The organism is Pseudomonas knackmussii B13 (assembly GCF_000689415.1).
Taxonomy (GTDB): Bacteria; Pseudomonadota; Gammaproteobacteria; order Pseudomonadales; family Pseudomonadaceae; genus Pseudomonas; species Pseudomonas knackmussii.
In genome coordinates, this window is the sequence record NZ_HG322950.1 from 628,894 (window position 1) to 653,082 (window position 24,189).

Genomic DNA, 24,189 nt, shown 5'->3' on the forward strand with positions numbered 1-24,189 from the left:
AACGAATCTTCCGCTGCGCAATCCGCGACCACGAACCGGCCACCGAAAGGTGACGCCGGCAGCCGTGCTCGCCCGTGGCACAGCCCTTCACTCGAGGAGTCAACCGATATGCAACCGGCCCTGATGCCGTTGAACCTGATCCGTGGGGCGACCTACCGCGACACCCGGCGCTTCATGCAGCCTCGTCGTGAGTACCGCGACATCTCAGCCATCGCCCCGAGCGCGCCCCTGCGCCTCACCGTGCCGGGGCACCAATTGCTCGGCGACTGGCTGGTCTGGGTCGCCGGGGTTTCCGGATTCCCGGAGCTCAATCGCGTACCCGGTCGCCAGCTCGCCCACCGTGCCGAGGTGATCGACGCGGACACGCTGGAGATCAACAGCCTGAGCGGCATTGGCCTCTCGCCAGCCGGCGGGCAGCTGATCTACCAGCCGCCGGTGGACCTCAGCGGCGCCACGGCGCGCCTGGTGATCCGCGAGCGCGAGGACGGCGGCAACGAACTGTTCAGCCTCGCCACGGGCCACGGCATCAGTGCCGGCGCGCCAGGAACCCTGGTGGTTGAACTGGATGCCGAGGACACCACGGCAATCAGCTGGACCTCCGGCTGGTACCACCTTGACGTCACCTTCCCGGATGGCTCGGTGTCGCGGTTCTTCCGCGGCCCGGTAACGGTCGAGCAGTGAGGTGAGCATGAACGACGTGGAGCAGACCGAGCCCTGGGCGGTGGCCGTCGAAGGCGACGCGCCCGCGCTCGTGCTCGAGCAGATCAACGAATGCGCGGTGACCGTTTCCGCTGGCGCCGAGCTGACGGTGATTACCGTCGGTGAGCAGGGGCCGCCCGGGCCGAAAGGCGTTCCCGGACCTGCCGGCGGAAGTGCGCTGCAGAAGGTCGCGGCCGTTCCGCTGAGTGGCCACCGTCTCGTCTTCTCGACCGATGGCACCGCTGTCACTTACGCCGACTGCAGCCAGTTGGCCAATCGCGGCAACACGCTAGGCATGACGCTGGGGGCGGCAGAAGCCGGTGATCCGGTGGATATCCAGCGCTCCGGCGAGGTGGCGTTCGAGGGCTGGTCGTGGAACGACGGGCCGGTATTTCTCGGGCACGACGGCCAGCTCACCCAATCCCTGCCGCAGGACGCGGCATTTTCCCTGGTCGTCGGCTTCGCCATGAATGCGACGACTGTTTTTCTCGACATGGGCGTGGCGATCACGCTGGAGGCTTAAAAGATGGCTGGTGACAAATTCCTCATGAACAACAACGGCAACCTGCAAGAGGTCGCTGCCACCCAGATCTCCGCGGGCGCCGCGAGCGCCGGGGATATCCCGGCGCTGGATGCCAGCGGCCGCCTCGACACTTCGATGATGCCGGTCGGCCTGGGCGCCGATACCGCCGTGGTTACCGCAAGCGAAGCGTTGGCCGCCGGTGACTACGTCAACATCTGGTCGAACGCCTCGGCCTTTGCGGTGCGCAAGGCCGATGCTTCGGGCGGCGTTGCCAAGCAGGCGCACGGCTTCGTCCTGGCAGCGGTGACTTCCGGTACGGCAGCGACCGTGTACTTCGAGGGCACCAACACCCAGGTCAGCGGGATGACTCCGGGCGACGTCTGGCTGAGTGCATCTACCCCCGGCAAAGGCGTGGCCACTCCGCCGACTGCCACGGGCAACATTCAGCAGAAGGTCGGTGTTGCGGTGGCGGCCACTTCGGTGAACGTCGAACTCGGTCAACCGATCATCCTGGCGTAACGACATGGCCCAGCGCAGACCCCTCTACAGCAACGGCGGCACGCCCGCCGAACTGCCAAGCGGTGACACCCTCGCTGGCGCCGAGCCGCCCATCACCTCTGGCACGGCGGCTCAGTTCTGGCGGGGCGACAAGACCTGGCAGGACCTCGGGGCAGCAGTGCGCTCGGCGGTGCTGACTGGACTGAGTACCGCCCCCGCCGTGAGCACGGCTGTCGCGGCTACTGACAGCGTGCTGGTGGCGCTGGGCAAATTGCAGGCCCAGCTGAACGGGAAGGCGGCGTCAGGCAGCAACGCCGACATCACCAACCTGAACGCCCTTGCAACAGCGAGCTGGGGAACTGGTGGCCGCATCTACGGTGACTTCATCAACGCGACGCACTCCTCGCGAACGCTGTTGCAGAGCTCGGCTGCGAACAGCAACACCGTAGTCGGCACTATTCCAACCGGAACTGCTTCGGCTTCCGGGCTCAACGCCTATAGCTCGTCCAATCCGGATAGTTCCACGATTGGCCAGTTCCAGCAGGTCGGTGCCGAGACTCGCATTTCCAATACGGTCGTAGGTAGCGGGACTCCAGGTGATATCGGGTTCTATCTCAACGGAGCCTTGCGAGCGGCGGTCTCTACGGATGGTACGTTCAGGGCAATCAGTACAAATTCGACATATGCAGGCTATCTGCGTATGCAGAATGCATCGGCGTCTCAGCGTCGGGCCTTTCGGGTGAACAGCGGCAACGGACTGGAGGTGCTGAACCAAGCTGAGTCAGCCATTACTCATAGCTTCAGCAATAACGGTGACGTCAACTTTCTGGGTGATACGTACATCCAAGGAAATTCTAGTGGCGGTGGGTATGCACTTATCACTCGAGTTGTCGATGGGAGCGGGAATCGTACAGCGCAGTTTCGGGAAACGGCGAGCGGCGTGGGTATAGCTGTTGGCAACTTCCCGGGAGTCTCGCTGAACCTGTTCGCACCAAACTCTGATAACGCGGTTGCTTGTGGGTGGGCGCTTGGTCGATGGTCTGCGGTGTATGCGGCAAACGGTACCATTCAGACGTCCGATCAGCGCGAGAAGACCCCGGTGAGGATGTTCTCGCCGTCCGAGTTGAAAGTTGCGATACGTCTGGTTGGCGAGATTGGTTTCTTCAAGTGGTTAGAAGCCATCGAGAAGAAGGGCGAGGAAATGGCTCGCTGGCACTGCGGCCAAACTGTGCAATTCATCATGTCGTGCTTCGAGGCTGAGGGGCTCGATCCGTTCGCCTATGGCGCGGTCTGCTACGACAGCGTGGATGCAGTCCCCGATGTCCTGGATGAGCAAGGAGCGGTAGTTATACCGGGCCGTCGTGCCGAGGATCGCTATTCCCTGCGCTACGACGAACTCAACCAGTTCATCCTTCGTGGCGTGGCCGAGAGTATGTGCTTGATGGAGGGGCGCCTTGCTGCTCTTGAGCGCGCAGCTTCAAAGGGCGCCTGATCGCCGTCAGGCCATCAACATATGCGCTCGCGCAAGTTTGTGCCGCCTTGTCATGGGAGTGGAGTGATGGAGTGGCAGGCTGTTCTGAAAACCCTGGCTCCCTGGATCGGCAGTGCCTTTGGCGGTCCGCTCGGGGGACTCGCAGTCGACGCTGCAGCCAGCGCCATGGGCCTTTCCGACAAGACGGCGGAAGCGGTGAAGCAGGCCCTCTCTGGCGCAACGCCCGAGCAACTGCTGGCCGTCAAGCAAGCCGACCAAGCCTTCGCGCTGCAGATGCAGGCCCTCGGTTTCAAGCAAGTCACCGATCTGGAAACGCTGGCCTCGGGCGACCGCAAGGACGCCAGGGCCATGCAGATCGCCCAGCGCTCCTGGGTGCCTGCCGCGCTGTCGATCATCGTGACCTTCGGCTACTTCGCCATCCTGGCCGGCATGATGCTGGGCGTCCTGCATGTCGCCGATTCGCAGGCGCTGCTGCTGATGCTCGGCAGCCTGTCCACCGCCTGGGGCGTGGTCATGGCTTTCTGGTTCGGGACGACTTCGGATAGCGCGCGGAAGACCGAGTTGCTGGCGTGTTCATCGCCGGCGAAGTAGCAGCGAGGGTCCGCGCCGATCGAGATGACGAAAGGTTCGATTCTCGCGGCCCCGTCCTTCGCAGGTGCAATGCAGCCGGGTCTGTCGCCTGCAAGGCGTCAATCTCCGGCTGTGGCAGGGAGCAGTCGGACCTGCTCTTGCCGCTCACCCTTCAAATCCCCGCATACGTCCGAGATTCGCCGGTCGCGCCGCAATGGCGCGAAGTTGCGCCTGGAGTGCCCGGTGGGCTATGTTCCGCCAATCGCTAGACGAGACCGCAACAGTGATCCACCTCCGCAGCATCATCACCTCCCTCCTCAAGGCATTCGCCCGCTGGCGCTGGCGCGCCTGATTCCTTCTTTCCCGGCCTTGCGCCGGTCCTTTTCCCGCGTCTCCACCGTCCCCTGGCATAATGCCGGACTGCACCAGCTACCCTCTGGTCCTTACCGGGCACGCCGATGGCGCGAATCGAAAGCAGTGCAATCACGAGGTTCGAGCAGACATGCTGCTGATGATCGACAACTACGACTCCTTTACCTACAACCTGGTGCAGTACTTCGCCGAGCTGAAGGCCGATATCCACGTCATTCGCAATGACGAGCTCAGCGTCGACGAGATCGCCGCGCTGAATCCCGAGCGCATCGTCCTGTCGCCCGGTCCGTGCACGCCCAACGAAGCCGGTGTGTCCCTCGAGGTGATCGAGCGCTTCTCCGGCAAGCTGCCGCTGCTGGGCGTTTGCCTGGGCCACCAGTCCATCGGCCAGGCTTTCGGCGGTGATGTGGTGCGTGCGCGCCAGGTCATGCATGGCAAGACCAGCCTGGTGTACCACATTGACCAGGGCGTTTTCGCCGGCCTGAACAATCCGCTGACCCAGACCCGCTACCACTCGCTGGTGGTCAAGCGCGAAACCCTGCCGGACTGCCTGGAAATCACCGCCTGGACCGCCCACGAAGATGGTTCGGTCGACGAAATCATGGGCCTGCGCCACAAGACCCTGAACGTCGAGGGCGTGCAGTTCCACCCCGAATCCATACTCTCCGAGCAGGGCCACGAGATGCTGGCCAACTTCCTCAAGCAGCAGGGCGGGGTGCGCGCATGAACATCAAGGAAGCCCTCGATCGGGTCGTCAACCAGCTCGACCTCACCACCGAGGAAATGCAGGCGGTCATGCGCGAGATCATGACGGGTGGCTGCACCGACGCGCAGATCGGCGCCTTCCTCATGGGCATGCGCATGAAGAGCGAGACCATCGACGAGATCGTCGGTGCCGTGTCGGTCATGCGCGAACTCGCCGACGGCGTGAAGCTGAAGAGCCTGGACAATGTGGTCGACGTGGTCGGCACCGGTGGCGACGGCGCGAACATCTTCAACGTCTCCTCGGCATCGGCCTTCGTGGTCGCCGCTGCCGGAGGCAAGGTGGCCAAGCATGGCAACCGCGCGGTATCCGGCAAGAGCGGCAGCGCCGATCTGCTGGAGGCTGCCGGCATCTACCTGGACCTGAAATCCGAACAGGTCGCGCGCTGCATCGAGAGCGTCGGCGTGGGTTTCATGTTCGCCCAGGTCCACCACAAGGCCATGCGCTATGCCGCGGGCCCGCGCCGTGAGCTGGGCCTGCGCACCCTGTTCAACATGCTCGGCCCGCTGACCAACCCGGCCGGCGTGAAGCACCAGGTGGTCGGTGTGTTCAACCAGGCGCTGTGCCGCCCGCTGGCCGAGGTGCTCAACCGCCTGGGCAGCAAGCACGTGCTGGTGGTGCATTCGCGTGACGGCCTGGACGAGTTCAGCCTGGCCGCCGCTACGCACGTTGCCGAACTCAAGGACGGCGAAGTGCGCGAGTACGAAGTGAAGCCGGAAGACTTCGGCATCCGCAGCCAGACCCTGATCGGCCTGACCGTGGACAGCCCGCAGCAATCGCTGGAGCTGATCCGCGACGCCATTGGCCGTCGCAAGACCGAGGCCGGGCAGAAAGCCGCCGAGCTGATCGTGCTCAATGCTGGCGCTGCGCTGTACGCGGCGGACCTGGCGACCTCGCTGCACGAAGGCATGCAGCTGGCCCATGATGCCCTGCACACAGGCTTGGCCCGGGAAAAGATGGACGAACTGGCGGCCTTCACCGCCGTTTACCGAGAGGAGAATGCACAGTGACTGTGCCTACGGTTCTGCAGAAGATTCTGGCCCGCAAGGCCGAGGAAGTCGCCGAGCGTCGCACCCGTGTTTCCTTCGCCGAGCTGGAGCAGCAGGCGCGCGCCGCCGATGCCCCGCGCGGTTTCGCCGCGGCCCTGCTGGCGCAGGCTGCACGCAAGCAACCGGCGGTGATCGCCGAAGTGAAGAAGGCTTCGCCGAGCAAGGGCGTCCTGCGCGAGAACTTCCAGCCAGCGGAGATTGCCCGCAGCTATGAAGAGGGTGGGGCGACCTGCCTGTCGGTGCTCACCGATATCGATTTCTTCCAGGGCGCCGACGCCTACCTGCAGCAGGCGCGTGCGGCCTGTTCGCTGCCGGTCATCCGCAAGGACTTCATGATCGACCCCTACCAGGTGGTCGAGGCCCGTGCCATCGGCGCCGACTGCATCCTGCTGATCGTCTCGGCGCTGGATGACGTGCGCATGGCCGAACTGGCCGCGGTGGCCAAGGAGCAGAATCTCGACGTACTGGTCGAGGTGCACGACGGCGAGGAGCTGCAGCGCGCGCTCAAGACCCTGGACACCCGCCTGATCGGCATCAACAACCGCAACCTGCACACCTTCGAAGTGAGCCTGGACACCACCCTCGACCTGCTGCCGGAAATCCCGCGCGATCGCCTGGTGGTGACCGAGAGCGGCATCCTCAACCGCGCCGATGTCGAGCTGATGGAAGTCAGCGAGGTCTACTCGTTCCTGGTAGGCGAGGCCTTCATGCGCGCCGATGAGCCGGGCACCGAGCTGCGCCGCCTGTTCTTCCCCGAGCGCCGTGGCGTGGTGCTGGGCGCCGACCCGGACTGAGTCACGCGAAAATAAAAAGGCCCGCGAATCAGACTGTGTGAGAACACGCTGAGAGCGAGGCCATACCAACGCCCCGACCGATTCGGGGCGTTGGTGTTTCTGGGGAGCCTCAGGCCATCAGTTCGATCAGGCGCCGAGCACCTGAATCGCGCGCTTGAGGTTGTAGGCCTGCACGGCCAGGGCCATTTCCGTCTTGGCGCCCGCTAACTGCCGCAGCAGGAAGCGGCCGTTGCCGAATATCCACTGTTTCAAGTTGCCAAAGGGGTGTTCGACGATCGCTCGGCGCTTGGCCATCATCTCCGGCCGGGCCTTTAGGCTTTGCTGCATGCGCTCGAAAGCTGACTCATGGGCATGACGGCTGAGATGGCGACGCTGGCTATTCGTGCAACGCGCCTTCAAAGGGCAAGCGCGGCAGTCGCCGGCGATCGCATAAAGCCTCTCTGTGCCTCGTACCTGTTTGAGCAGGAGCCACTGGCCTGCCGGGCACTGATAGCGGTCATGATCCACGTCGTAGGTAAAGGCGCTGCGATCGAACAGCGCCGTGCCGTTGCCATGATTGTTAACGCCACGGTTCGGCGGTACATACGCCGTGATGCCCGCATCCTCGCACGCCTGGAATTTGCTGCCATCGATGGCCACCAACTGACCACCGAGCAACCCGATCTGGCGGCAAAACTGCACGACAGCTCGCCTGAAACGCCGCGCCATTGTCCTTGCGGAAGTCGGCAATTGTCTTGAAGTCCGGCGCCAGTCGGCCCAGCAGCCACATCACTTCGACATTGCGCTGACATTCGGCTTCCAGTCGGCGCGAGGAACGAATGCGCTGGAAGTAGCCATACAGGTACAGCTTGAGCAGGTCGGCCGGATCATAGGCCGGGCGTCCGACCTTGCTCGCCTGCGCCTTGCTGAAGCCCAGCCGCTGCAGATCCAGCCGCGCCACGTAGGCCTCGATCACGCGGACCAGATGTTCTTCGGGAACCCACTCATCCAGCGACACTGGAAACAAGCTGCCCTGATCACGGCCTTCACCGCGGATATAGCCCATGAACGACAATGCCCGTATCGATCGATACGGGCATTGTCTTTGGCTTGTGCTCAGACGGCTAGGTTTTCACACAGTCTGATCTGCGCGGCGTTTTTGTTTCTGCCTCAGGCGGGGTAGAGCGCGCCGAGAATGCGTGGTCCGGACGCCCCGGTAACCTCGGGGCAGTTGCCGGGCAGGCGTTCGAGGAATCGATGCGCCAGCCAGGCGAACGCCATGGCCTCCATCCACTCCGGCGGTACGCCGTAATCGGCCGTACTGCCCACGCGGGCCCGCGGAAGGTGTGCAGCCAGACGTGCCATCAGCTCGGGGTTGAAGGCGCCGCCACCGCAAACCAGCACTTCTTCGCAGTCCGGCTGCGCATGCAACAGCGATTCGGCGATGCTGCTGGCGCTCAGCTCGAGTAGCGTCGCCTGTACGTCTTCGGCCGGCAGGGCAGGGCCTTCGGCCAGCTTGGCCTTCAGCCAGAGCAGGTTGAAGCGCTCGCGGCCGGTGCTCTTCGGTCCGCGAGCGGCGAAGAAGTCGTCGCGCAGGAAGCGGCGCAGGAGCTCGTCATTCACCTTGCCGCTGGCCGCCCAGGTTCCGTCGCGGTCATAGGCGTCGCCGCGCTGGTCATGGATCCAGCTATCCAGCAGCACGTTGCCGGGGCCGCAGTCAAAACCGCGTACAGGTTGCCCGGGGGCGAGCAGGGAGACATTGCTGAACCCGCCGATATTGAGCACCGCGCGCTGGCGCTGATCACCGAACAGGGCTGCGTGGAACGCGGGCACCAGCGGGGCGCCCTGGCCGCCGGCGGCGACGTCGCGGCGGCGGAAGTCGGCAACCACGTCGATACCGGTCAGTTCGGCCAGCAGGGCGGGGTTGTCGATCTGCACCGTGAATCCACGCTGCGGCTCATGGCGCACGGTTTGCCCGTGGCTGCCAATGGCGCGGATCTGTGCGGGAGAGAGCTGCTGATTCGTCAGCAGCTCCTTGATGCCCTGGGCGGCCAGGCGAACCCAGTCGTTCTCTGCGCAGGCGCTCTGGGCAATCTCGTTGGGACCGCTGGCGCATAGAGCCAGGAGATCGGCGCGTAGGCCTTCGGGCATGGGGATGTAGTGGGAAGCGAGCAGAGTGGTGTGGTCACTCTGCTCGACCAGGGCGATGTCCAGACCATCTAGGCTGGTGCCGGACATCACTCCCAGATACAGCGGCATGGCTTAGCGCTGCTGCTGTTGTTGCTTGTTCATGGCCAGGAGAGTGGACTTCTCCTGTTCCATGCGAGCCATGAGCGGCTGGGTCTGCGCCATGAAGCGCTTGCGCTCGGGGCCTGCCAGCGGGTCGGCCATGGGCAGCTTGGCGCTGAGCGGGTCGATATACTGGCCGTTGACGTGGAACTCGTAGTGCAGGTGCGGGCCGGTGGCCAGGCCGGTCATGCCGACGTAGCCGATTATCTGCCCCTGCTTGACCGGAACGCCGGAGCGAATGCCGTTGGCGAAGCGGCTCATATGGCCGTAGACAGTCTGGTAGGTCGAGCCGTGCTGGATGACCACCGCGTTACCGTACCCGCCCTTGCGGCCAGCTTCGACCACCTTGCCGTCGCCAGTCGCCTTGATCGGCGTGCCGATGGGCGCGGCGTAGTCGACACCCTTGTGTGCACGAATCTTGTTCAGGATCGGGTGCAGACGCCCCATGGAGAAGCGCGAGCTGATCCGAGCGAAGTCCACCGGCGTGCGAATGAAGGCTTTTCGCATGCTGGTGCCATCGGCACGGTAGTAGCTGGTGTTGCCGGTCTTGTTGGTGAAGCGGACGGCGGTGTATTCCTTGCCACGGTTGATGAAGCGAGCGGCGAGGATGTTGCCGGTGTCCACCTGGCGGCCGTTGACCACTTTCCTTTCGTAGATCACGTCGAACTGGTCGCCTTCGCGCAGGTCGAGGGCGAAGTCGATGTCGTAACCGAAGATGTTCGCCATGGCCATGATCAGGTCGTGCGACAGCCCGGCTTCCTTGCCCGCCGTGAACAGCGAGCTGTCGATGCGGCCGTGCGCGTAGGCGGTCTGCAGATCCGGTTTGACCAGGTCACGCTTGAAGACGTAGCCCTTGGCGGTCTTGTTCAGGCTGATGGTTTCCAGATCGCTCTGCTTGATGCGCAGACCTTCCAGCTCACCCTTGTGCGAAACCAGGAACTCGACTTCATGGCCGACGTCCAGGCGAGTGAACTGCTTGGCGTCCTTGCTGCTCGCCAGGACGTCATGCACGACGCCAGCCGGCAGGCCTGCCTTGGCGAAAACGGTAGACAGCGTGTCGCCTTTGCCCACGGTCACGCCCTTCCAGGCCGGCTCGGCGGGAGTGGCAGGTTTCTGTTCGTTGGTGGCGGTGAGTGCTTTGTTTTCTTCTTTTTCCGCGTCTTTTCCGGCGCTGTCTTTATCGGACTGGCCTTCGATCTGCGCGAAGGGCGAGTCGGTGTTCTCGGTGACCGGCGTGCTTCGCAGGTCGTCTTTTTCCTGAACGATGCGATCGGCACCGTTCTCCAGCTCCAGATTGAGCGTGGTCTTCTTCGCCTCGACTTCACTCGAGGGGAACACCAGCAGAGCCAGGCTGAGGAGCGCTGCTACACCGCTTGCGGCCAGCAGATGGCTCTTCGGGTAGTAGGGCGCTTTCTGATTCGATTGCGTCATGGCGTGAGTGGTGTTTTTGGAATGTGAAATAACTGCCTAAAATATAACCAAATTTCCTTCGAATCAAGCCTGTCGCCCAGGCTTTGACGTCAAGCCCCCGTACGCCGGGCAAAACTTGTTTTTAGTGCCCGATCTTGTATGGTTGGTTCCCTTTTTTGAATACCGAAAAACGGAACGGGAACTGTGATGAAGTCGGTCGAAGAACAGCTGGCGCTGATCAAGCGTGGGGCGGATGAACTTCTCGTGGAGGCCGAGCTGGTCGCCAAGCTCGAGCGTGGTCAGCCGCTGCGGATCAAGGCTGGTTTCGACCCGACCGCGCCGGATCTCCACCTTGGGCATACAGTGCTTATTAATAAGCTGCGTCAGTTCCAGGAGCTCGGTCATCACGTCATCTTCCTCATCGGTGACTTCACCGGCATGATCGGCGACCCCAGCGGCAAGAGCGTCACGCGCCCGCCGCTGACCCGCGAGCAGGTGCTGGATAACGCCGAAACCTACAAGACCCAGGTATTCAAGATCCTCGACCCGGCCAAGACCGAGGTCGCCTTCAACTCCACCTGGATGGACAAGCTGACGCCGGCCGACTTCATTCGTCTGGCTTCCCAGTACACCGTGGCGCGCATGCTCGAGCGCGATGACTTCAGCAAGCGCTATGCCAGCAACCAGTCGATCGCCATCCACGAGTTCCTTTATCCGCTGGTGCAGGGCTATGACTCGGTGGCGCTACGTGCGGACGTCGAGCTGGGTGGTACCGATCAGAAATTCAACCTGCTGATGGGGCGCGAGCTGCAGCGCGCCTATGAGCAAGAACCCCAGTGCATCCTGACCATGCCGCTGCTGGAGGGTCTGGATGGGGTGAAGAAGATGTCCAAGTCCCTGGGTAACTACATCGGTATTCAGGAAGCGCCGGGCGTCATGTACAGCAAGCTCGTTTCCATTCCGGATACGCTGATGTGGCGTTACTTCGAGCTGCTCAGCTTCCGCTCGATGGATGAGATCGAATCCTTCAAGAAGGATGTCGAGGCAGGTGCGAACCCGCGGGATATCAAGATCAAGTTGGCCGAAGAGATCGTTGCACGCTTCCATGGCGAAGAGGCCGCGGCCAATGCTCACAAATCAGCTGGCAATCGCCTTAAGGAAGGCGAGCTGCCGGAAGATCTGCCGGAAGTGGAAGTGGCCGCTGGCGAAGATCTGCCCATCAGCGCTGTGCTGAACCGTGCGGGCCTGGTGAAGAACTCGGCAGTCGCTCGTGACTTGCTGGGCTCCGGTGGGGTGCGTGTGGATGGTCAGGTTGTGGACCGCAGCTATATATGCAAGCTGGGCGCTACCCACGTTATCCAGGCTGGTAAGAAGGCTTTCGCCAAGGTCACCCTGGCGGCTGAGTAAAGAAAGTGTCAGAAAGTCGTTGACGGGCACTTTTAAGTCCCTATAATGCGCACCACTCCCAGCGACGAAGTGCTGAAAGAGCTTGAAAATCAAGCACTTACAGATAATCAGAGCTGAGAGTGGTGGTCCGGCAGGCGACTCGCTTGCCGCTTTCTCTTGTCCGCTTCGGTGGGCTGGCTGAAAGAAGATCGCTGAGGTGCTTGACAGCGAAATTCAACGCTGTAATATGCGCCTCCCGCTGACGAGAAGCGCTGCTACTCGAAAGCGCAAGCGGTTGAGTAGAAAAGAGATTTTCGAAAAACAGCTTGACAGTAAGAAAGGCTGCTGTAGAATGCGCGGCCTCGGTTGAGACGAAAGACTTGATCGAAACGCTCTTTAACAAGTTGAATCAAGCAATTCGTGTGGGTGCTTGTGAGTTAAGACTGGTGATCGCAAGATTATCAGCATCACAAGTAACACTCGTGAATTCGAGAGTTTTTTGCGATTGCTGAGCCAAGTTTAGGGTTTTCTCAAAACCCAATCAGTATTGAACTGAAGAGTTTGATCATGGCTCAGATTGAACGCTGGCGGCAGGCCTAACACATGCAAGTCGAGCGGATGAAGGGAGCTTGCTCTCTGATTCAGCGGCGGACGGGTGAGTAATGCCTAGGAATCTGCCTGGTAGTGGGGGACAACGTTTCGAAAGGAACGCTAATACCGCATACGTCCTACGGGAGAAAGTGGGGGATCTTCGGACCTCACGCTATCAGATGAGCCTAGGTCGGATTAGCTAGTAGGTGAGGTAATGGCTCACCTAGGCGACGATCCGTAACTGGTCTGAGAGGATGATCAGTCACACTGGAACTGAGACACGGTCCAGACTCCTACGGGAGGCAGCAGTGGGGAATATTGGACAATGGGCGAAAGCCTGATCCAGCCATGCCGCGTGTGTGAAGAAGGTCTTCGGATTGTAAAGCACTTTAAGTTGGGAGGAAGGGCAGTAAGTTAATACCTTGCTGTTTTGACGTTACCAACAGAATAAGCACCGGCTAACTTCGTGCCAGCAGCCGCGGTAATACGAAGGGTGCAAGCGTTAATCGGAATTACTGGGCGTAAAGCGCGCGTAGGTGGTTTGGTAAGATGGATGTGAAATCCCCGGGCTCAACCTGGGAACTGCATCCATAACTGCCTGACTAGAGTACGGTAGAGGGTGGTGGAATTTCCTGTGTAGCGGTGAAATGCGTAGATATAGGAAGGAACACCAGTGGCGAAGGCGACCACCTGGACTGATACTGACACTGAGGTGCGAAAGCGTGGGGAGCAAACAGGATTAGATACCCTGGTAGTCCACGCCGTAAACGATGTCGACTAGCCGTTGGAATCCTTGAGATTTTAGTGGCGCAGCTAACGCGATAAGTCGACCGCCTGGGGAGTACGGCCGCAAGGTTAAAACTCAAATGAATTGACGGGGGCCCGCACAAGCGGTGGAGCATGTGGTTTAATTCGAAGCAACGCGAAGAACCTTACCTGGCCTTGACATGTCCGGAATCTTGCAGAGATGCGAGAGTGCCTTCGGGAATCGGAACACAGGTGCTGCATGGCTGTCGTCAGCTCGTGTCGTGAGATGTTGGGTTAAGTCCCGTAACGAGCGCAACCCTTGTCCTTAGTTACCAGCACGTTATGGTGGGCACTCTAAGGAGACTGCCGGTGACAAACCGGAGGAAGGTGGGGATGACGTCAAGTCATCATGGCCCTTACGGCCAGGGCTACACACGTGCTACAATGGTCGGTACAGAGGGTTGCCAAGCCGCGAGGTGGAGCTAATCCCATAAAACCGATCGTAGTCCGGATCGCAGTCTGCAACTCGACTGCGTGAAGTCGGAATCGCTAGTAATCGTGAATCAGAATGTCACGGTGAATACGTTCCCGGGCCTTGTACACACCGCCCGTCACACCATGGGAGTGGGTTGCTCCAGAAGTAGCTAGTCTAACCGCAAGGGGGACGGTTACCACGGAGTGATTCATGACTGGGGTGAAGTCGTAACAAGGTAGCCGTAGGGGAACCTGCGGCTGGATCACCTCCTTAATCGAAGATCCCGGCTTTCTCATAAGCTCCCACACGAATTGCTTGATTCACTGGTAAAGCGACGGTTAGGCAACCCTATATGGGTCTGTAGCTCAGTCGGTTAGAGCGCACCCCTGATAAGGGTGAGGTCGGCAGTTCGAATCTGCCCAGACCCACCAATCGTTGGAAAAGAGGGGGCCATAGCTCAGCTGGGAGAGCGCCTGCTTTGCACGCAGGAGGTCAGGAGTTCGATCCTCCTTGGCTCCACCATCCACGTCGCGAAAGTTCAGACATGAATGTTCAGGGTAATGGAACATTGATGTCTGGTCTTTGTACCGGAACCGTTCTTTAAAAATTTGGGTATGTGATAGAAGTAGACTGAATAATCTCTTTCACTGGTGATTATTCAAGTCAAGGTAAAATTTGCGAGTTCAAGCGCGAATTTTCGGCGAATGTCGTCTTCACGTTCGAGACGTATAACCAGATTGCTTGGGGTTATATGGTCAAGTGAAGAAGCGCATACGGTGGATGCCTTGGCAGTCAGAGGCGATGAAAGACGTGGTAGCCTGCGATAAGCTTCGGGGAGTCGGCAAACAGACTTTGATCCGGAGATCTCTGAATGGGGGAACCCACCCAGCATAAGCTGGGTATCTTGCACTGAATACATAGGTGTAAGAGGCGAACCAGGGGAACTGAAACATCTAAGTACCCTGAGGAAAAGAAATCAACCGAGATTCCCTTAGTAGTGGCGAGCGAACGGGGACTAGCCCTTAAGCTTCTTTGAATCTAACAGAACGCTCTGGAAAGTGCGGCCATAGTGGGTGATAGCCCCGTATGTGAAAGGTTCTTGGAAGTGAAATCGAGTAGGACGGAGCACGAGAAACTTTGTCTGAATATGGGGGGACCATCCTCCAAGGCTAAATACTACTGACTGACCGATAGTGAACCAGTACCGTGAGGGAAAGGCGAAAAGAACCCCGGAGAGGGGAGTGAAATAGAACCTGAAACCGTATGCGTACAAGCAGTGGGAGCCTACTTTGTTAGGTGACTGCGTACCTTTTGTATAATGGGTCAGCGACTTATATTCAGTGGCGAGCTTAACCGAATAGGGAAGGCGTAGCGAAAGCGAGTCTTAATAGGGCGTTTAGTCGCTGGGTATAGACCCGAAACCGGGCGATCTATCCATGAGCAGGTTGAAGGTTAGGTAACACTGACTGGAGGACCGAACCCACTCCCGTTGAAAAGGTAGGGGATGACTTGTGGATCGGAGTGAAAGGCTAATCAAGCTCGGAGATAGCTGGTTCTCCTCGAAAGCTATTTAGGTAGCGCCTCACGTATCACTCCAGGGGGTAGAGCACTGTTTCGGCTAGGGGGTCATCCCGACTTACCAAACCGATGCAAACTCCGAATACCTGGAAGTGTCAGCGTGGGAGACACACGGCGGGTGCTAACGTCCGTCGTGAAAAGGGAAACAACCCAGACCGTCAGCTAAGGTCCCAAAGTTATGGTTAAGTGGTAAACGATGTGGGAAGGCTTAGACAGCTAGGAGGTTGGCTTAGAAGCAGCCACCCTTTAAAGAAAGCGTAATAGCTCACTAGTCGAGTCGGCCTGCGCGGAAGATGTAACGGGGCTCAAACCATACACCGAAGCTACGGGTGCATCGCAAGATGTGCGGTAGAGGAGCGTTCTGTAAGCCTGTGAAGGTGAGTTGAGAAGCTTGCTGGAGGTATCAGAAGTGCGAATGCTGACATGAGTAACGACAATGGGAGTGAAAAACTCCCACGCCGAAAGACCAAGGGTTCCTGCGCAACGTTAATCGACGCAGGGTTAGTCGGTCCCTAAGGCGAGGCTGAAGAGCGTAGTCGATGGGAAACAGGTTAATATTCCTGTACTTCTAGTTACTGCGATGGAGGGACGGAGAAGGCTAGGCCAGCTTGGCGTTGGTTGTCCAAGTTTAAGGTGGTAGGCAGAGATCTTAGGTAAATCCGGGGTCTTAATGCCGAGAGCTGATGACGAGCGTTCTTTTAGAACGTGAAGTGGTTGATGCCATGCTTCCAGGAAAAGCTTCTAAGCTTCAGGTAACTAGGAACCGTACCCCAAACCGACACAGGTGGTTGGGTAGAGAATACCAAGGCGCTTGAGAGAACTCGGGTGAAGGAACTAGGCAAAATGGCACCGTAACTTCGGGAGAAGGTGCGCCGGTGAGGGTGAAGTATTTACTACGTAAGCCCATGCCGGTCGAAGATACCAGGCCGCTGCGACTGTTTATTAAAAACACAGCACTCTGCAAACACGAAAGTGGACGTATAGGGTGTGACGCCTGCCCGGTGCCGGAAGGTTAATTGATGGGGTTAGCGAAAGCGAAGCTCTTGATCGAAGCCCCGGTAAACGGCGGCCGTAACTATAACGGTCCTAAGGTAGCGAAATTCCTTGTCGGGTAAGTTCCGACCTGCACGAATGGCGTAACGATGGCGGCGCTGTCTCCACCCGAGACTCAGTGAAATTGAAATCGCTGTGAAGATGCAGTGTATCCGCGGCTAGACGGAAAGACCCCGTGAACCTTTACTGTAGCTTTGCACTGGACTTTGAGCCTGCTTGTGTAGGATAGGTGGGAGGCTTTGAAGCGTGGACGCCAGTTCGCGTGGAGCCATCCTTGAAATACCACCCTGGCATGCTTGAGGTTCTAACTCTGGTCCGTTATCCGGATCGAGGACAGTGTATGGTGGGCAGTTTGACTGGGGCGGTCTCCTCCTAAAGAGTAACGGAGGAGTACGAAGGTGCGCTCAGACCGGTCGGAAATCGGTCGTAGAGTATAAAGGCAAAAGCGCGCTTGACTGCGAGACAGACACGTCGAGCAGGTACGAAAGTAGGTCTTAGTGATCCGGTGGTTCTGTATGGAAGGGCCATCGCTCAACGGATAAAAGGTACTCCGGGGATAACAGGCTGATACCGCCCAAGAGTTCATATCGACGGCGGTGTTTGGCACCTCGATGTCGGCTCATCACATCCTGGGGCTGAAGCCGGTCCCAAGGGTATGGCTGTTCGCCATTTAAAGTGGTACGCGAGCTGGGTTTAGAACGTCGTGAGACAGTTCGGTCCCTATCTGCCGTGGACGTTTGAGATTTGAGAGGGGCTGCTCCTAGTACGAGAGGACCGGAGTGGACGAACCTCTGGTGTTCCGGTTGTCACGCCAGTGGCATTGCCGGGTAGCTATGTTCGGAATAGATAACCGCTGAAAGCATCTAAGCGGGAAACTAGCCTCAAGATGAGATCTCACTGGGAACTTGATTCCCCTAAAGGGCCGTCGAAGACTACGACGTTGATAGGTTGGGTGTGTAAGCGCTGTGAGGCGTTGAGCTAACCAATACTAATTGCCCGTGAGGCTTGACCATATAACACCCAAACAATTTGTGTGTTAGACGGTGAAGTCGACGAACCGAAAGTTCGTGAGAACCGCAAATACCTGTCACATACCCGAATCGGGATGAGCGTGTGCGCAAGCCACGAGCGTCCGAAAGAATTGCTTGACGACCATAGAGCGTTGGAACCACCTGATCCCATCCCGAACTCAGAAGTGAAACGATGCATCGCCGATGGTAGTGTGGAGTTTCTCCATGTGAGAGTAGGTCATCGTCAAGCACCTATCCCAAAGCCCCTGATCAGCGAAAGCTGGTCGGGGGTTTTGCTTTGCGCGCGGAAAAATTTCGAGTGTCGAAGCGCAAAGCGCGAGCTCGTGTTTGCATTGCTGGAATGCGGCGGCGGAACGGCACGAATACCTCCCTGTCTTGTGCGTAGGCAAGGCGGTAGCGCCTCTATATTATTTGCGCCTGGTTGTAATGGGGCATGACATGCAGACATTGCTGAAATTGCTGGGCGATGGAAGGTTCCATTCCGGCGAGGAGCTGGGGGCGGCCTTGCAGGTCAGTCGCAGCGCGGTTTGGAAGCGGCTGCAGAACCTGGAGCGCGAATACGGCGTGGTTGTGCAGTCGGTGCGCGGACGCGGCTATCGCCTGGCTGAGCCGTTAATCCCCATTGACCCGCAGCAGGTGCAAGCGCCCTGGCCGATAGAGGTGCAGTTCTCGGTCGACTCCACCAATGCCGAGGTGATGCGGCGTCTGGATGCGGGGGCGTCCACGCCGTTCGCTGTAGTTGCTGAGCGGCAAACGGCTGGCCGAGGTCGGCGAGGTCGCGCCTGGGTTAGCCCCTTCGGCGCCAATCTGTATTGCACGCTGGGTATTTCGGTGCGGGGTGGGCCTAAAGAGCTCGAAGGTTTGAGCCTGGTTGTCGGTCTAGCCGTCGTGCGGGCTATTCAGTCGCTCGGTATCGGTGGGGTAGGGCTCAAGTGGCCCAACGACATTCTGCTCGATGGGCGAAAGCTTGCCGGAATTCTGCTTGAGCTTACGGGTGATCCCGCTGATCTATGCAGTGTCGCCATAGGCATTGGTATCAATGTGAACATGCGTGCGGCCGACGCAATTGATCAGCCCTGGACATCCTTGCGGGCATCGTCCGGTATGGTTGTGGATCGCAATCTGCTGCTGTCGGCGCTGAGCCGGGAGCTCGAACGGCATCTGGCTCGGCATCGCGCGCAGGGTTTCGCAGCCAGCCAGGCTGAGTGGGAGTCTTTCCATCTCTGGCAAGGGCGTGAGGTTTGTCTGTCCACTGCTTCCAAGCAGATTGTCGGTCGTGCCCTCGGGATTGATGAACAGGGCGCGTTGCGCCTGGAAGTCGACGGTGTCGAGAGCCGCTTCAGCGGTGGTGAGTTGAGCCTGAGGTTGTCTGATGATTCTTGAACTGGACTGGGGCAATAGCCTGATCAAGTGGCGTGTCATTGATGCGCGCGATCAGAAGTCTTTGGCTGCGGGGGTGGCTGATTCTGATGCTGCTCTGCTTGAGCAGCTGCAGGGGCAAGCCGGTCTTGCATTGGCGCGCGGGCGGATGGTCAGCGTGCGCAGTGAGCAGGAGACCCAGTCCCTGGTCTCGAGCTTGAATCAGGCTTTTGCCATCGACGTTCGCGTTGCAGAGTCGGCGGAAGAGCTGGCTGGCGTACGCAACGGCTATCGCGACTACCAGAGGCTTGGCCTTGATCGCTGGCTGGCTCTGGTTGCAGGTTACCGCATCGCCGGTGGGGCTTGCCTGGTGCTCGACCTGGGGACGGCGGTGACATCCGATCTGGTGGATGCCGCGGGGCAGCACCTTGGTGGCTATATCTGTCCCGGCGTGCCGCTGATGCGCAGCCAACTGCGCACTCATACCCGACGAATTCGCTATGACGATGCAACGGCTCAAGTGGCAGCCCAGGAGCTTTCTCCCGGGCGGGAGACTGCTGAGGCGGTCGAACGTGGCTGCCTGCTGATGTTGCGTGGCTTCGTTCGTGAGCAGTACTTGCTTGCACGGGACTTGTTGGGAGGCGAGTGCGCTGTCTTTCTGACTGGTGGGGATGCTGAGTTGGTCAAGGATGAGTTGCCGCAAGCGCAGGTTCTCTCCGATCTGGTATTTGCCGGGTTGGCGCTCGCCTGCCCGCTGGAGTAGTGCCTCAGATGCGTTGGTTTTTCCTGTTCCTCCTGGTGCTGAACGTCTTCTATTTCGTCTGGCACCAGCAGCAGACACCGTTGCGCGCGAAAGAAATCGCGCCACTCGCCCTTTATCGAAGCGAGCAGAAGAATATTCGTCTGCTAAGCGAGTCGCCTGAATCTGCGCCTAAGCGGCCGTCAGCGCCGCAGGCGCAGGTCGGCGCGCCGCAGGCGGGCGCATGCCTGTACTTCGGGCCGTTCTATGACGAAAGTCGCGCCAAGGCTCTGGAGCAGCGCCTGACCAGCCTGGACATCCAGGCCAGCAGGCAGAAGGTCGATAGCGGGGTGGGTGCGGATTACTGGGTGTATCTGCCGCCCCTCGCATCGCGCCAGGCCTCCCTCCTTCAATTGCGCGAGTTGCAAGCGCGCAAAATCGACAGCTACATCATTACCGAGGGTGATCTGACTGACGGGATCTCTCTTGGCTTCTTCCAAAGCCAGGATTCGGCTGGTGCCGTGGTGGAGCGATTGAAGGGGGTGGGCTACGAGGCGCAAGTCCGGGAAATGGCGCGCAACCAGCACGATATCTGGATCCAGATATCCCCCGAGAGCCGTCGTCTTGCCGATGATGGACTGGTCCATCAGCTGGTCTCCGACTTCCCTGAACTGCAACAGCAAACAATGCCGTGCAAAAGTGTTGCATCGGGAAATTAGTTTGATAGAATGGCGCCCGCTTCGCAGGGGGGACCCGAAAGGGGATTTTCTCGAAGTCGCTGTTAAGGAGCTAAGCTCAAGTTTTTTAAAGAAAAACTCTTGACAGCGCGGTGGCAGACTGTAGAATGCCGCCTCACTCGGAGGGGTTCCCGAGCGGCCAAAGGGATCAGACTGTAAATCTGACGTCTCAGACTTCGAAGGTTCGAATCCTTCCCCCTCCACCAGTTTCAAGCGTGAGCCGCAAGCTCCGCGGGTATAGTTCAGTGGTAGAACCTCAGCCTTCCAAGCTGATGATGCGGGTTCGATTCCCGCTACCCGCTCCAAGTTTGTTGCTGATGTCTTGCTCATGTAGCTCAGCTGGTAGAGCACACCCTTGGTAAGGGTGAGGTCAGCGGTTCAAATCCGCTCATGAGCTCCACTTCACAAAGGCAGATATGAAAGTATCTGCCTTTGTTTTATCGGTGATGTGGCTTTCTCAATTCCTAGTGGGAGATGGTCAAAATGGCTAAAGAGAAGTTTGAACGTAACAAACCGCACGTCAACGTTGGCACCATCGGTCACGTTGACCACGGTAAAACCACTCTGACCGCTGCTCTGACCAAAGTCTGCTCCGAGACCTGGGGCGGTTCCGCTCGCGCTTTCGACCAGATCGACAACGCTCCGGAAGAAAAAGCTCGCGGCATCACCATCAACACCTCGCACGTAGAGTACGACTCGGCTGTTCGTCACTACGCGCACGTTGACTGCCCCGGCCACGCCGACTACGTGAAGAACATGATCACCGGTGCTGCCCAGATGGACGGCGCGATCCTGGTCTGCTCGGCTGCTGACGGCCCCATGCCGCAAACCCGTGAGCACATCCTGCTGTCCCGTCAGGTAGGCGTTCCTTACATCGTCGTGTTCCTGAACAAGGCCGACATGGTTGACGACGCCGAGCTGCTGGAACTGGTCGAGATGGAAGTTCGCGACCTGCTGAGCACCTACGACTTCCCGGGTGATGACACCCCGATCGTTATCGGTTCCGCTCTGATGGCCCTGAACGGCCAGGACGACAACGAGATGGGCGTTTCCGCCGTGCGTAAGCTGGTAGAAACCCTGGACGCCTACATCCCTGAGCCGGTTCGTGCTGTTGATCAGCCGTTCCTGATGCCGATCGAAGACGTGTTCTCGATCTCGGGTCGTGGTACCGTGGTGACCGGTCGTGTTGAGCGCGGCATCGTCAAAGTGGGCGAGGAAATCGAAATCGTCGGTATCCGTCCGACCACCAAGACCACCTGCACCGGCGTTGAAATGTTCCGTAAGCTGCTCGACGAAGGTCGTGCTGGCGAGAACATCGGCGCCCTGCTGCGCGGCACCAAGCGTGAAGACGTAGAGCGTGGCCAGGTTCTGGCCAAGCCGGGCACCATCAAGCCGCACACCAAGTTCGAGTGCGAAGTGTACGTGCTGTCCAAAGAGGAAGGTGGTCGTCACACCCCGTTCTTCAAGGGCTACCGTCCGCAGTTCTACTTCCGTACCACCGACGTAACCGGCAACTGCGAACTGCCGGAAGGCGTTGAGATGGTAATGCCGGGCGACAACGTGAAAATGGTTGTCACCCTGATCGCTCCGATCGCCATGGAAGATGGCCTGCGCTTCGCGATCCGCGAAGGCGGTCGTACCGTTGGCGCCGGCGTGGTTGCCAAGATCTTCGAATAATCGATTGATCTTTCCCTATCAGGCCGGCATAATGGTCGGCCTGACTTTGTTCTAGGCCAGTAGCTCAATTGGCAGAGCGGCGGTCTCCAAAACCGCAGGTTGGGGGTTCGATTCCCTCCTGGCCTGCCAGATTCTCAAAAATGGATCTGGCATTTCTTCAACGGGATTCCTAGCAGATGAATGCGAAGGCAGAAGCCAAAGACTCGCGGCTCGATGTCGTGAAGTGGCTCTTGGTTGCAGTTGTTGTTGTGATTGGTGTTGTTGCCAATCAGTACTACTCCGCGCAGCCGCTCTTCTATCGCGTGCTCGGCATTCTGGTTCTGGCGGGTGTTGCTGGCTTCGTTGCTCTGCAGACCGTCAAGGGTCGCGCCTTCTTTACCCTGGCGAAAGAAGCACGTGCCGAGATTCGCAAGGTCGTATGGCCGACTCGCCAAGAAACCACTCAGACCACCATGATCGTGGTCGCTGTAGTGCTGCTGATGGCGCTGCTGTTGTGGGGGCTCGATTCCCTGCTGGGTTGGCTCGTTTCCATGATTGTAGGTTAAGGGTGTTCCGTGGCTAAGCGTTGGTACGTTGTGCATGCCTACTCGGGCTACGAGAAGCATGTCATGCGCTCGCTGATCGAGCGGGTCAAACTGGCCGGCATGGAAGATGGCTTCGGCGAGATTCTGGTTCCCACGGAAGAAGTTGTGGAAATGCGTGGTGGCCAGAAGCGCAAGAGTGAGCGCAAGTTCTTTCCTGGCTACGTGCTGGTCCAGATGGACATGAACGAGGGTACTTGGCACTTGGTCAAGGACACTCCTCGTGTCATGGGTTTCATCGGCGGTACTGCTGATAAGCCGGCTCCGATTACTGACAAGGAGGCTGAGGCCATCCTTCGTCGCGTCGCCGATATAGCGGCGACAAGCCCAAGCCGAAGACTCTCTTCGAACCGGGCGAAACCGTTCGCGTCATCGATGGTCCCTTTGCGGACTTCAATGGCGTGGTTGAAGAGGTCAACTACGAAAAGAGCCGGATCCAGGTCGCAGTGCTCATTTTCGGTCGCTCCACTCCGGTGGAGCTGGAGTTCAGCCAAGTCGAGAAAGTCTGACTGGCAAAATTCATCCCACACCCCGCAGCCCTAGGCTGCGGGGTTTTGTCGTCCTTGGGATAAACGCGAAAGCAACCGGGGAGCCCTTCGGGGCGTTAGAACCCGTAACTGGAGTAGCAAATGGCTAAGAAAATTCAGGCTTACATCAAGCTGCAGGTAAAGGCTGGTCAAGCCAACCCGTCGCCGCCGGTTGGTCCCGCTTTGGGTCAGCACGGCGTGAACATCATGGAATTCTGCAAGGCGTTCAACGCCAAGACCCAGGGCATGGAACCTGGTCTGCCGACTCCTGTGATCATCACCGTTTACAGCGACCGCAGCTTCACCTTTGAAACCAAGAGCACCCCGGCCTCCGTGCTGCTGAAGAAAGCTGCTGGCATCACCAGCGGTTCCAGCCGCCCGAACAGCCAGAAAGTAGGCACCGTTACCCGTGCTCAGCTGGAAGATATCGCCAAAGCTAAACAGGCCGATCTGACTGCAGCTGACATGGAAGCGGCCGTGCGTACCATCGCCGGTTCCGCTCGTAGCATGGGCCTCAACGTGGAGGGTGTGTAATGGCTAAGCTGACCAAGCGTCAAAAGGCTATCGCCGAGAAAGTCGAAGCTGGCAAACAGTACGGCTTCGAAGATGCCGCCAAACTGCTGGCCGAGCTGTCGACCATCAAGTTCAAGGAATCCGTGGACATCGCCATCAACCTTGGCGTCGACCCGCGTAAATCCGACCAGGTCGTTCGCGGTGCCACCGTTCTGCCGAACGGCACTGGCAAGTCTGTCCGCGTTGCTGTGTTCACCCAGGGCCCGGGTGCCGAAGCCGCTCTGGCTGCTGGCGCTGACAAGGTCGGTATGGATGAACTGGCTGCCGAGATGAAAGCAGGCGACCTGAACTACGACGTGGTCATCGCTTCCCCGGACGCGATGCGTGTCGTTGGTCAACTCGGTCAGGTGCTGGGCCCGCGCGGTCTGATGCCGAACCCGAAAGTGGGTACCGTTACCCCGGACGTAGCCACTGCCGTCAAGAACGCCAAGGCTGGTCAGGTTCGTTTCCGTACCGACAAGAACGGCATCATCCACGCCTCCGTTGGCAAGATCGATTTCGAGCCGGTCAAGCTGAAGCAGAACGTCGAAGCTCTGCTGGCTGACCTGAAGCGCCTGAAGCCCGCCTCCTCGAAAGGCGTGTACGTTCAGCGCGTGACCCTGAGCACCACCATGGGCCCGGGTCTGCAGATCGATCAGGCTTCTCTGGAAGGCTGATAAGACAAAGTCGGGTGGTGGGCCTGGCCCATCACCCGCAG

General features: G+C 59.3%; 18 protein-coding genes, 6 tRNA genes, 3 rRNA genes and 2 pseudogenes. 26 read left to right on the top strand and 3 right to left on the bottom strand.

Annotation, left to right across the window (positions count from 1 at the left end; translation table 11 throughout):
- The first annotated feature begins 108 nt into the window (after positions 1-108).
- The 8 genes from PKB_RS02885 (at position 109) to trpC (ending at position 6,760) form a co-directional block, all read left to right on the top strand.
- Positions 109-681: a hypothetical protein gene (locus tag PKB_RS02885; RefSeq protein WP_043248890.1), complete on the top strand. Its 573-nt coding sequence runs from the start codon at positions 109-111 to the stop codon at positions 679-681.
- Positions 682-688: 7 nt separating this feature from the next.
- The gene (locus PKB_RS02895) at positions 689-1,222 is read left to right on the top strand and encodes a hypothetical protein (RefSeq protein WP_156957980.1); all 534 of its coding nucleotides are present in this window, start codon (positions 689-691) and stop codon (positions 1,220-1,222) included.
- 3 nt (positions 1,223-1,225) lie between these two features.
- Positions 1,226-1,741 (top strand): hypothetical protein, encoded by a 516-nt coding sequence (locus PKB_RS02900; RefSeq protein ID WP_043248892.1) that lies wholly within the window; start codon positions 1,226-1,228, stop codon positions 1,739-1,741.
- A 4-nt stretch (positions 1,742-1,745) separates the two neighbouring features.
- Positions 1,746-3,212, top strand: coding sequence for a tail fiber domain-containing protein (locus PKB_RS02905; protein ID WP_043248894.1), 1,467 nt, complete (start codon positions 1,746-1,748; stop codon positions 3,210-3,212).
- A gap of 66 nt (positions 3,213-3,278) precedes the next feature.
- Positions 3,279-3,803, top strand: a complete 525-nt coding sequence (locus PKB_RS02910; protein ID WP_052355158.1) for a hypothetical protein — start codon at positions 3,279-3,281, stop codon at positions 3,801-3,803.
- Between the two features lie 481 nt (positions 3,804-4,284).
- Positions 4,285-4,881, top strand: coding sequence for an aminodeoxychorismate/anthranilate synthase component II (locus PKB_RS02915; protein WP_043248897.1), 597 nt, complete (start codon positions 4,285-4,287; stop codon positions 4,879-4,881).
- Positions 4,878-5,927, top strand: coding sequence for an anthranilate phosphoribosyltransferase (gene trpD, locus PKB_RS02920; protein ID WP_043248899.1), 1,050 nt, complete (start codon positions 4,878-4,880; stop codon positions 5,925-5,927). The genes PKB_RS02915 and trpD overlap by 4 nt, the downstream gene beginning before the upstream one ends.
- Positions 5,924-6,760, top strand: coding sequence for an indole-3-glycerol phosphate synthase TrpC (gene trpC, locus PKB_RS02925; RefSeq protein ID WP_043248901.1), 837 nt, complete (start codon positions 5,924-5,926; stop codon positions 6,758-6,760). Before trpD ends, trpC begins: the two co-directional genes overlap by 4 nt.
- A gap of 126 nt (positions 6,761-6,886) precedes the next feature.
- Here trpC and PKB_RS28920 read toward each other — a convergent pair.
- From PKB_RS28920 to PKB_RS02940, 3 genes and pseudogenes are all read right to left on the bottom strand, one after another.
- Positions 6,887-7,805 (bottom strand): annotated as a pseudogene (locus PKB_RS28920) (transposase).
- 104 nt (positions 7,806-7,909) lie between these two features.
- A complete protein-coding gene (locus tag PKB_RS02935) occupies positions 7,910-8,998 on the bottom strand; it encodes an anhydro-N-acetylmuramic acid kinase (protein ID WP_043248904.1) in 1,089 nt (362 codons plus the stop codon).
- A 3-nt stretch (positions 8,999-9,001) separates the two neighbouring features.
- Entirely contained in the window at positions 9,002-10,459 is a 1,458-nt protein-coding gene (locus PKB_RS02940) for a peptidoglycan DD-metalloendopeptidase family protein (protein WP_043248906.1), read from the bottom strand.
- A 186-nt stretch (positions 10,460-10,645) separates the two neighbouring features.
- Here PKB_RS02940 and tyrS point away from each other — a divergent pair, with 186 nt between their 5' ends.
- From tyrS to rplA, 18 genes and pseudogenes are all read left to right on the top strand, one after another.
- Entirely contained in the window at positions 10,646-11,845 is a 1,200-nt protein-coding gene (tyrS, locus tag PKB_RS02945; RefSeq protein WP_043248907.1) for a tyrosine--tRNA ligase, read from the top strand.
- Positions 11,846-12,373: 528 nt separating this feature from the next.
- Positions 12,374-13,910 (top strand): 16S ribosomal RNA (locus PKB_RS02950).
- A gap of 81 nt (positions 13,911-13,991) precedes the next feature.
- A tRNA-Ile gene (locus PKB_RS02955) sits at positions 13,992-14,068 on the top strand.
- A 15-nt stretch (positions 14,069-14,083) separates the two neighbouring features.
- Positions 14,084-14,159, top strand: a tRNA-Ala gene (locus PKB_RS02960).
- Positions 14,160-14,390: 231 nt separating this feature from the next.
- Positions 14,391-17,281 (top strand): 23S ribosomal RNA (locus tag PKB_RS02965).
- A 131-nt stretch (positions 17,282-17,412) separates the two neighbouring features.
- Positions 17,413-17,528: ribosomal RNA gene (gene rrf, locus PKB_RS02970) — 5S ribosomal RNA — on the top strand.
- The 16S, 23S and 5S rRNA genes sit together here with 2 tRNA genes alongside, the layout of an rRNA operon.
- A 209-nt stretch (positions 17,529-17,737) precedes the next feature.
- Positions 17,738-18,682, top strand: a complete 945-nt coding sequence (gene birA, locus PKB_RS02975; protein WP_043256856.1) for a bifunctional biotin--[acetyl-CoA-carboxylase] ligase/biotin operon repressor BirA — start codon at positions 17,738-17,740, stop codon at positions 18,680-18,682.
- Positions 18,672-19,421, top strand: a complete 750-nt coding sequence (locus tag PKB_RS02980; RefSeq protein WP_043248910.1) for a pantothenate kinase — start codon at positions 18,672-18,674, stop codon at positions 19,419-19,421. Before birA ends, PKB_RS02980 begins: the two co-directional genes overlap by 11 nt.
- 8 nt (positions 19,422-19,429) lie before the next feature.
- Positions 19,430-20,116 carry an SPOR domain-containing protein gene (locus PKB_RS02985; protein WP_043248912.1) on the top strand — a complete coding sequence of 229 codons (687 nt, stop codon included), beginning with the start codon at positions 19,430-19,432 and terminating at the stop codon, positions 20,114-20,116.
- Positions 20,117-20,255: 139 nt separating this feature from the next.
- A tRNA-Tyr gene (locus PKB_RS02990) sits at positions 20,256-20,340 on the top strand.
- 25 nt (positions 20,341-20,365) lie between these two features.
- A tRNA-Gly gene (locus PKB_RS02995) sits at positions 20,366-20,439 on the top strand.
- A 19-nt stretch (positions 20,440-20,458) separates the two neighbouring features.
- Positions 20,459-20,534 (top strand) — tRNA-Thr (locus tag PKB_RS03000).
- A gap of 83 nt (positions 20,535-20,617) precedes the next feature.
- Entirely contained in the window at positions 20,618-21,811 is a 1,194-nt protein-coding gene (gene tuf / locus PKB_RS03005) for an elongation factor Tu (RefSeq protein ID WP_043248914.1), read from the top strand.
- Positions 21,812-21,864: 53 nt separating this feature from the next.
- Positions 21,865-21,940: transfer RNA gene (locus PKB_RS03010), tRNA-Trp, on the top strand.
- Between the two features lie 47 nt (positions 21,941-21,987).
- Positions 21,988-22,356 carry a preprotein translocase subunit SecE gene (gene secE, locus PKB_RS03015; protein ID WP_043248916.1) on the top strand — a complete coding sequence of 123 codons (369 nt, stop codon included), beginning with the start codon at positions 21,988-21,990 and terminating at the stop codon, positions 22,354-22,356.
- A 9-nt stretch (positions 22,357-22,365) separates the two neighbouring features.
- Positions 22,366-22,901: pseudogene (gene nusG, locus PKB_RS03020) on the top strand (transcription termination/antitermination protein NusG).
- A gap of 120 nt (positions 22,902-23,021) precedes the next feature.
- The gene (gene rplK / locus PKB_RS03025) at positions 23,022-23,453 is read left to right on the top strand and encodes a 50S ribosomal protein L11 (protein WP_043248918.1); all 432 of its coding nucleotides are present in this window, start codon (positions 23,022-23,024) and stop codon (positions 23,451-23,453) included.
- Complete coding sequence (gene rplA / locus PKB_RS03030) at positions 23,453-24,148, top strand: 50S ribosomal protein L1 (RefSeq protein WP_043248921.1); 696 nt, start codon at positions 23,453-23,455, stop codon at positions 24,146-24,148. Before rplK ends, rplA begins: the two co-directional genes overlap by 1 nt.
- The last annotated feature ends 41 nt before the right edge of the window (positions 24,149-24,189 follow it).

Bases quoted from the DNA above. Each gene is read 5' to 3' on its own strand.
- PKB_RS02885 (WP_043248890.1), top strand. From the start codon at position 109: ATGCAACCGGCCCTGATGCCGTTGAACCTGATCCGTGGGGCGACCTAC.
- PKB_RS02895 (WP_156957980.1), top strand. From the start codon at position 689: ATGAACGACGTGGAGCAGACCGAGCCCTGGGCGGTGGCCGTCGAAGGC.
- PKB_RS02900 (WP_043248892.1), top strand. From the start codon at position 1,226: ATGGCTGGTGACAAATTCCTCATGAACAACAACGGCAACCTGCAAGAG.
- PKB_RS02905 (WP_043248894.1), top strand. From the start codon at position 1,746: ATGGCCCAGCGCAGACCCCTCTACAGCAACGGCGGCACGCCCGCCGAA.
- PKB_RS02910 (WP_052355158.1), top strand. From the start codon at position 3,279: ATGGAGTGGCAGGCTGTTCTGAAAACCCTGGCTCCCTGGATCGGCAGT.
- PKB_RS02915 (WP_043248897.1), top strand. From the start codon at position 4,285: ATGCTGCTGATGATCGACAACTACGACTCCTTTACCTACAACCTGGTG.
- trpD (WP_043248899.1), top strand. From the start codon at position 4,878: ATGAACATCAAGGAAGCCCTCGATCGGGTCGTCAACCAGCTCGACCTC.
- PKB_RS02935 (WP_043248904.1), bottom strand. From the start codon at position 8,998: ATGCCGCTGTATCTGGGAGTGATGTCCGGCACCAGCCTAGATGGTCTG.
- PKB_RS02940 (WP_043248906.1), bottom strand. From the start codon at position 10,459: ATGACGCAATCGAATCAGAAAGCGCCCTACTACCCGAAGAGCCATCTG.
- tyrS (WP_043248907.1), top strand. From the start codon at position 10,646: ATGAAGTCGGTCGAAGAACAGCTGGCGCTGATCAAGCGTGGGGCGGAT.
- birA (WP_043256856.1), top strand. From the start codon at position 17,738: ATGCAGACATTGCTGAAATTGCTGGGCGATGGAAGGTTCCATTCCGGC.
- PKB_RS02980 (WP_043248910.1), top strand. From the start codon at position 18,672: ATGATTCTTGAACTGGACTGGGGCAATAGCCTGATCAAGTGGCGTGTC.
- PKB_RS02985 (WP_043248912.1), top strand. From the start codon at position 19,430: ATGCGTTGGTTTTTCCTGTTCCTCCTGGTGCTGAACGTCTTCTATTTC.
- tuf (WP_043248914.1), top strand. From the start codon at position 20,618: ATGGCTAAAGAGAAGTTTGAACGTAACAAACCGCACGTCAACGTTGGC.
- secE (WP_043248916.1), top strand. From the start codon at position 21,988: ATGAATGCGAAGGCAGAAGCCAAAGACTCGCGGCTCGATGTCGTGAAG.
- rplK (WP_043248918.1), top strand. From the start codon at position 23,022: ATGGCTAAGAAAATTCAGGCTTACATCAAGCTGCAGGTAAAGGCTGGT.
- rplA (WP_043248921.1), top strand. From the start codon at position 23,453: ATGGCTAAGCTGACCAAGCGTCAAAAGGCTATCGCCGAGAAAGTCGAA.